The following is a 7,013-nucleotide window of genomic DNA, read 5'->3' as shown; positions in this document are numbered from 1 at the left end:
CCCGCGAGCCCGGCTGGGCGCTGCTGCGCACCGGCGTCGAGGCCCCGGCCCGGTTCCGGGTCGACCCCGCGCCCGCTCCGTTCACCGCCGAGGCGCTCCGCCGGATCGCGGATGCGGGCGCCCACCGGGCTCGCCCGATCTGCCTGCCGCCGCTGACCGCCTCGCCACCCCTCCGCCAGCTCCTCGACCCCGACCACGCAACTGCTGGTGGAACGACCAGGGCCGACCCCGCACGCAGGTGCTCACCAGCAGGTGAGTCGGTGGGGAGCCACGCGCTGCCGATCGGGCTCGTCGACGACCCCGTCGTACGCCGCGTGGCGGCGATCGACGCCGACCGGGGTCACGTGGCGGTCGTCGGACGGCCGGGGAGCGGGAAGTCGACCCTGCTCGCCACGATCGAGGAGGCCGCCCGCACCGTGCGGCCGGGCATGCGGACCGTGCGGCTCGACGCCCGCGCGAGCGACCTCCCGGACCTGCCCCCGACTCTGCCCGTGACTCTGCCCGTGACTCTGCCCGCGACCGCGGGCACGCTCCTGATCGTGGACGACTGGAGCGTGCTGCGACAGGAGCGGCCACTCGTCGAGGACGCGCTCGTGAGGCTCGCCCTCGCCCGGCCGGACGTGCGGATGGTGATCGCCGCCCACCGGTGGGGCGACGTCCGGCCCGCGCTGCACGACCTGCTCGAGACCCGCATCGAGCTGCGTCTGGCCGACCCGCTCGACTCGCTGCTCGACCGCCGGCTGGCCGCCGCGGTGCCGGTGGGCAGGCCGGGCTGGGGTCAGCTGGACGGGGAGCTCTTCCTCGCGGCCGTGCCGGGGACCGTCCGGGCGCCCGGCCCGTCTACATCCCCGTAACCTGCGATCAACCTCCACGCGACGCGATAGGCGCACCATGTGTCGCAGACACATCCACGTGAAGGAGGCTGTGATGGGGGACCACACCACCGAATCGATGAGCCCGATGAGCGAGGCGGACCTCGCCCTGGAGCGGATCGCCCGTCAGCGGTCGCTCGGCAGGACGCGTCATGCCAGCGCGCTGGCGAAGCTGCTCGAGGAGCGCGAGGACCTGTCCGGGGTCCATGCCCTGGCCGACCTCGTCAGCGAGTCGCTGCGCTGGTCGGCGTAGGCGCGTCCGGCCCGACTCCACCGACTCCGGCTCAGCGGCGCTTCTTGAAGATCTGCTGCACCGCCGTGCGCGCTGCCTGACGCGCCACCTGGCGGAAGGTGGTCGAGGTGACGATCTCCTCGACGATCGACTTGTCCTTCTTCGCCCTGCCCTTCGAGGCGGGCGCCTTGGGCTCCTTCGATCCCGTGCCGGCGGGAGTCCCGGCCGGGGTGCTCTCCTGCGCCGCCTTCGCCTTGGCGGCGAGCTGGTCGGCGGCCGAGTCCACCGCCGTCACGGTGGCGTACTTCGCGTAGAGCGGCGACGCCTTGACCGCAGCGTCGATCGCAGCCGGGTCGGTCGCCGCCATGAGCGACTCGGGAGCCCGCAGCCGAGTCCACGCCACCGGCGTCGGCGCGCCGCGCTCGTTCATCACGGTCACGATCGCCTCGCCGATCCCCAGGGTCGTGATGACCGAGCCGAGGTCGGCGTACGAGGAGGTCGGATAGGTGTTGACCGTCGACTTGAGCGCCTTGGCGTCGTTGGGCGTGTTGACCCGCAGCTGGTGCTGGACCCGCGACCCGAGCTGCGCCAGGACGTCCTCGTGGATGTCGGTCGGCGCCTGGGAGATGAAGAAGACGCCGACGCCCTTGGAGCGGATCAGGCGGACGGTCTGGGTGATGGTGGTGAGGAAGTCCTTGGACGCCTCGTTGAAGAGCAGGTGCGCCTCGTCGAAGAAGAAGACGAGCTTGGGCTTGTCGGGGTCGCCGACCTCGGGGAGCTTGCGGAAGAGGTCGGTGAGCAGCCACATCAGGAAGGTGGAGAAGATCTGCGGCCGGTCGGTGAGGTTGGGCAGCTCGAGCAGTGAGATCTGGCCCTTGCCGTCGGCCGTGGTCTTGAGGAACTCCGCGGAGTCGAAGGCCGGCTCGCCGAAGAAGAGGTCGGCGCCCCGGTCGGCGAAGGCGATCAGCTCGCGGAGGATGACCCCGGCCGTCGCCGACGAGAGCCCGCCGAGGCCGGCCAGGTCGGCCTTTCCCTCGGGGGAGGTGAGGAACTGGAGTACGGCGCGCAGGTCGGTGAGGTCGACGAGCCCGAGGTTCGCGTTCTTGGCGTAGTGGAAGACCAGGCCGAGCGAGGACTCCTGGGTGTCGTTGAGCTCGAGCACCTTGGCCAGCAGCGTCGGGCCGAACGTCTCGACGCTCACCCGGATGGGGACGCCCGAGCCGACCCCGCCGAGCGCGTAGTAGTCCACCGGGAACCCCTTCGGCTCCCACGTCTGGCCGACCGTGGCCGCACGAGCGGTGATCTTGTCGCTCGGCGCGCCCGGGGTCGCCAGGCCCGACAGGTCGCCCTTGACGTCGGCGGCGAAGACCGGCACGCCGGCCGCCGAGAGCTGCTCCATCATGAGCTGGATCGTCTTGGTCTTGCCGGTGCCCGTCGCGCCCGCGACCAGACCGTGCCGGTTGAGCATCCCGATCGGGATCCTGACGTGCACGTCGGTGAGCGTGGTGGCGTCGACCATGAGCCCGCCGAGCTCGAGCGCCGCCCCCTCGAACGCATAGCCGGGCTGCACCGCCTGGTAGATCGGGTTGTCGGGCAGGGACGCCGGCGCATCGGTCATGGGCTGCAGCCTAAAGGTGGTGGGACGGCCGTTGTTAGAGTCGTGGGGTGATCTTCAAGCGCGTGGGCGAGGGGCGTCCCTACCCCGATCACGGGCTCACCACGAAGGACTGGGCCGCTCTGCCGCCCCGCCAGATCCGGCTCGACGAGCTCGTCACGGTCAAGGACACGCTCTACCTCGGTGCCCTGCTCGACGAGGAGTCGACCTTCTTCGGCGACCTGTTCGCCCACGTCGTCGAGTGGGAGGGCGAGCTCTACCTCGAGGACGGCCTCCACCGGGCGCTGCGCGCCGCGCTCCAGCAGCGGCATGTGGTGCACGCTCGCGTGCACCACATCTGATCCCCCTGCTTCGCTGCCGAGTTCGCTACCGTACGGCGGCATGAGCCCGTTCCTGCGCACCACGGTGACGATCGGCGGTCTCCTGCTGACCCTCTTCCTGGCCGCGTCGTGGGGCTGGAGTCAGCTCACCTCGCCGCTTCCGGCGCTGACCGACGAGGCGCCGGTCTGCGAGGAGACCGCGATCAAGGAGGGCGACGCCGTCACGCCGTCGCAGGTGACGGTGAGCGTGCTCAACGCCAGCAAGCGCCAGGGCCTGGCCAGCCGGACGATGAAGGAGTTCACCGACGCGGGCTTCCACGCCGGCGACTCGCTGAACGCCCCGAGCGGCACGGGCGTCAAGACCGCCGAGATCTGGACGGACGACCCGGCCAGCCCTGCCGTGAAGCTGGTCTCCTCGCGCCTCGACGGCGCGAAGGTGGTGCAGAAGTCGGTCACCCAGGTCGGCGTGGTCGTGGTCGTCGGCGACAAGTTCAGCCAGCTCGACCAGGGCAAGGCGTCGGTGAAGGCGACCACCGACACCACGATCTGCATCCCCACCACCTGACACTCACAAGGCGGAGGAGTCAGTCGGCGACCCAGCGTGCGAGCCGGCCGTGCCGGCTCACCTGGCGCAGCCGTCGCTCGGTCGCCTCGCGCTGGGCACGCGGGGTGACGATGAGGACGTCGTCGAGCGCCCGCAGCACCATCCGCTTCTCCGGGACGACCGCCTCGCCGTCGCGCACGACGAGCGACACCGACGCCCCGCGCGGCAGCCGGAGCTCGCCCACCTCGACGCCGTGCAGGCGGGAGCCGGTCGTGATCGAGATCTGGAGCAGGTCGGCGGCGAGCCGCTCGAGCGGTGCGGCCTCGAGGTCCAGCGCCCGCGGGTCGGCCGGGGTGGCGACGCCCAGCAGCCGCGCCACGAGCGGCAGCGACGGCGCCGTCAGCAGGGTGTAGACGACGACCATCACGAAGACGATGTCGAAGAGCCGCTCGGAGCCCGGCACGTCCTCGGCGAGGGGGATCGTCATGAGCACGACCGGCACCGCGCCGCGCAGCCCCGCCCACGACAGGAACCACCGCTCCCTCCAGGCGAGCCGCTCGAAGGCGGTGGAGGCGATCACCGACAGCGGACGCGCCACCACGGTCAGGATGAGGCCCGCCACGACGGCGAGCAGGACGGTGTTCCACGTGATCCGCTCCGGCGAGAGCAGCAGCCCCAGCATCACGAAGAGGCCGATCTGGGCGAGCCAGGCGAGCCCCTCCGCGAAGGAGCGGGTGGCCCCGCGGTGGGGCAGCTCGACGTTGCCGAGGATCAGGGCGGCGACGTACACGGCGGCGAAGCCGCTGCCCTCCGCCGCCGCCGCAAGCCCGTAGGCCAGGAAGCAGATGGTCAGCACGGCGAGCGGGTAGAGACCGGAGGCGGGCAGCGCCGCGCGCCGCATCAGCCAGCCACCGCCGAAGCCGATCGCGAGCCCGATGGCGGCGCCGGCGGCCAGCTCGTAGGCGACGATGCCGCCGACCTCGTACCACGGGTGCTCGTGCACGGCCCCCGACGCGATCAGCGAGACGAGGACGACGGTCGGGGCGTCGTTGAGCCCGGACTCGGCCTCGAGCGCGCCGGTGAGGCGGTGCGGCAGCGGCACGACCCGCAGCACCGAGAAGACCGCCGCGGCGTCGGTGGGCGCCGTGACGGCGCCGAGCAGCACGGCGAGCTCCCAGGAGAGGCCGAGCAGGTAGTGGCCGGCGAGCGCGACGACCGCCACCGTGATCGCGACGCCGACGGTGGCCAGCGTCGCGCCGAGTCTCATCGACGGCCTCACCTCGTGCCAGGCGGTGGTGAGACCGCCCTCGGCGAGGATGAGCGCGAGCGCGGCGAAGCCGAGCGCGTGCGCCAGCGAGGCGTCCTCGAAGTGAATCCCCACCGGGCTCGCCTCACCGAGCGCGACGCCCATCAGCAGGTAGACGAGCAGCGTCGGCAGCCCGGTCCGGGACGAGACCCGCACGGCCAGGATGGCGAAGAGGGTGACGGCGGCGCCGATGAGCACGAACTGATCGAGCTGCTCGGCGTCGAAGCTCATGTCACCTCGGCTCTGTGGGCGCTGCGCGCTCTGGGGTGGCGGGTCCCTACCCTATCGGTCGTGGGTGTCGGCGATCAGGCGGGCGAGCGCTGGGCGGCTGCCGCGCGTGCGAACGTGCCGCCCTTCCACGTGATGGACATGATCGACGCCGCGTCGCGGCGGGCCGCGACGGGCGCACCGGTCTTCGCCCTGCACTCGGGCCAGCCCGCGACCGGCGCACCCGAGGCGGTGCGCGCCGAGGCGACCCGACTGCTCGCGTCGGGCGACCCGCTGGGCTACACCCCGGCGGTCGGTATCCCCGAGCTGCGCGCGGCGATCGCCGAGCACTACGGCGCGTGGTACGACGTCGACGTCTCCCCCGACGAGGTCGTCGTGACGACCGGCGCCTCCGGCGGCTTCCTCCTGGCGTTCCTCGCCGCCTTCGAGCCCGGCGACGTGGTCGCGATGGCGCGACCCAACTACGCCTGCTACCGCAACGTGCTGATGGCGCTGGGGTGCCGTGTCGTCGAGCTGCCGACCGGGCCGGAGACGCGATTCCAGCCGACGGTCGACCAGCTCGCCGGCGTACGCGGCCTGCGGGGGGTGCTGCTGGCCTCGGCCGCGAACCCCACCGGGACGATGCTGCTGCCCGGCGAGCTCGCCGAGATCGTCGCGTGGTGCGAGGAGCACGGCGTGCAGGTGATCAGCGACGAGATCTACCACGGCCTCGAGTACGCCGGGACGCCGGCGACCCGGCTGTCCCGGACGACCTGGTCGACCTCGCGGCGGCCGGTCGTGTTCGGGTCGTTCTCGAAGTACTTCTCCATGACCGGCTGGCGGCTCGGCTGGATGCTCGCCCCGGCGCACCTGCGGCGGGCCGTAGAGGTGCTGACCGGCAATTTCACGATCTGCCCGCCGGCGCTCGGCCAGCGGGCGGCGGTCCAGGCGTTCTCCGCGACGGCCGGGGCCGAGCTGGACGGGCACGTCGCCCGCTACGCGGCGAACCGGCGGCTGATGCTCTCGCGGCTCGTGGACATGGGGATCACGAGGCTGGCGCCGGCCGACGGGGCGTTCTACGTCTGGGCCGACGTCGGCCACCTGACCTCCGACACGCTCGCCTGGTCGCACCGGCTGCTGGCCGACACCGGGGTGGCCGTCGCCGCCGGGGTCGACTTCGACACCGAGCAGGGGCACCGGTTCGTCCGGATGTCCTTCGCCGGCGACCCGGGCGAGATCGCCGCGGGCCTCGACGCGCTCGCGGCCTACGTCTGAGGACGTCTCCAAGAGGCCCCGGACGTCGCGCGGCGGGCCGGGGCTCCTTCGAGACGTCGTACCGCTCCGTTGTCCACAGGCGCGGCCGGGGGCGGGTTGGCACGACCTCCTCGGGGGCGCACCCTCGTGCCATGGATCTCGGACAGCTCGGACATCAGGCGCGGGTGCTGCGGCAGCTTGCGGAGGAGTGCAGGGACGAGGCGGCCGCGCTGCGGCACCGGGCGCACGCGATCGAGTGGGACGGCGTCACGGCCGCGGCCTTCCGGTCGGCCGTGACGGGGCACGTGCATGCCCTGCATGCGACCGCGGTGGAGCTGGAGGTCGCCGCGACGGCGCTCGAGGCACACGAGCTGGCCTCCGCCGCGGCGAGGAGCGCCCTCGGCGCGGGCGTCGACGTGGTCGGCGCGGGCATCCACGCGGTCGGCTCCGCGATCGACGCGGTGGCGTGATGGCCGACGTCGGGGGTACGCCGGCGCTCCGGGTCCAGCGTGAGCAGGTGCTGGCGATGGCGAGCTCGCTCGACGACCTGGTCGGGCGCCTGGGCCGCCACGCGGCACGGGTCGGCGGGGTCCTCGACGACCTCGTCCCGACGCTGGCGCTCTCCCCCGGCACCGGCGCCGCCGCCGAGGCGGCCCTCGGCGT

At 72.8% G+C, this 7,013-nt stretch carries 8 protein-coding genes and 1 pseudogene; 7 read left to right on the top strand and 2 right to left on the bottom strand.

Translation table 11 applies throughout. From position 1 onward, the window contains the following. Both QM572_RS18475 and QM572_RS18470 read left to right on the top strand, forming a co-directional pair. Positions 1-854: pseudogene (locus QM572_RS18475) on the top strand (hypothetical protein); the annotation flags it as partial. Positions 855-927: 73 nt separating this feature from the next. Beyond that, a complete protein-coding gene (locus tag QM572_RS18470) occupies positions 928-1,125 on the top strand; it encodes a hypothetical protein (RefSeq protein WP_415095445.1) in 198 nt (65 codons plus the stop codon). 31 nt (positions 1,126-1,156) lie between these two features. Here the strand turns inward: QM572_RS18470 and QM572_RS18465 are convergent, their stop codons facing one another. After that, positions 1,157-2,722, bottom strand: a complete 1,566-nt coding sequence (locus tag QM572_RS18465; RefSeq protein WP_415095444.1) for a helicase HerA-like domain-containing protein — start codon at positions 2,720-2,722, stop codon at positions 1,157-1,159. A gap of 47 nt (positions 2,723-2,769) precedes the next feature. Between QM572_RS18465 and QM572_RS18460 the strand changes: the two genes are divergently transcribed. After that, positions 2,770-3,060, top strand: coding sequence for a type II toxin-antitoxin system VapB family antitoxin (locus QM572_RS18460; protein ID WP_415095443.1), 291 nt, complete (start codon positions 2,770-2,772; stop codon positions 3,058-3,060). A 40-nt stretch (positions 3,061-3,100) separates the two neighbouring features. Beyond that, positions 3,101-3,604 (top strand): LytR C-terminal domain-containing protein, encoded by a 504-nt coding sequence (locus QM572_RS18455; protein ID WP_415095442.1) that lies wholly within the window; start codon positions 3,101-3,103, stop codon positions 3,602-3,604. Positions 3,605-3,623: 19 nt separating this feature from the next. On the opposite strand, the gene QM572_RS18450 is transcribed toward QM572_RS18455, so the two are convergent. Continuing rightward, positions 3,624-5,120 carry a potassium/proton antiporter gene (locus QM572_RS18450; protein WP_415095441.1) on the bottom strand — a complete coding sequence of 499 codons (1,497 nt, stop codon included), beginning with the start codon at positions 5,118-5,120 and terminating at the stop codon, positions 3,624-3,626. Between the two features lie 60 nt (positions 5,121-5,180). Between QM572_RS18450 and QM572_RS18445 the strand changes: the two genes are divergently transcribed. The 3 genes from QM572_RS18445 to QM572_RS18435 all read left to right on the top strand — a co-directional run. Then, a complete protein-coding gene (locus QM572_RS18445) occupies positions 5,181-6,371 on the top strand; it encodes a pyridoxal phosphate-dependent aminotransferase (protein WP_415095440.1) in 1,191 nt (396 codons plus the stop codon). A gap of 131 nt (positions 6,372-6,502) precedes the next feature. Further along, positions 6,503-6,820, top strand: coding sequence for a hypothetical protein (locus tag QM572_RS18440; protein ID WP_415095439.1), 318 nt, complete (start codon positions 6,503-6,505; stop codon positions 6,818-6,820). Further along, on the top strand, positions 6,820-7,013 hold a 194-nt coding region (locus QM572_RS18435; RefSeq protein ID WP_415095438.1), incomplete at its 3' end, for a hypothetical protein. The genes QM572_RS18440 and QM572_RS18435, both read left to right, overlap by 1 nt.

It is taken from the genome of Nocardioides sp., from assembly GCF_047607365.1.
Taxonomy (GTDB): domain Bacteria; phylum Actinomycetota; class Actinomycetes; order Propionibacteriales; family Nocardioidaceae; genus Nocardioides.
This window is presented reverse-complemented; position numbering and strand designations above follow the sequence as displayed.

What these genes read in the sequence shown, in the direction of transcription:
- QM572_RS18470 (WP_415095445.1), top strand. Translation starts at nt 928, where the DNA reads ATGGGGGACCACACCACCGAATCGATGAGCCCGATGAGCGAGGCGGAC.
- QM572_RS18465 (WP_415095444.1), bottom strand. Translation starts at nt 2,722, where the DNA reads ATGACCGATGCGCCGGCGTCCCTGCCCGACAACCCGATCTACCAGGCG.
- QM572_RS18455 (WP_415095442.1), top strand. Translation starts at nt 3,101, where the DNA reads ATGAGCCCGTTCCTGCGCACCACGGTGACGATCGGCGGTCTCCTGCTG.
- QM572_RS18450 (WP_415095441.1), bottom strand. Translation starts at nt 5,120, where the DNA reads ATGAGCTTCGACGCCGAGCAGCTCGATCAGTTCGTGCTCATCGGCGCC.
- QM572_RS18440 (WP_415095439.1), top strand. Translation starts at nt 6,503, where the DNA reads ATGGATCTCGGACAGCTCGGACATCAGGCGCGGGTGCTGCGGCAGCTT.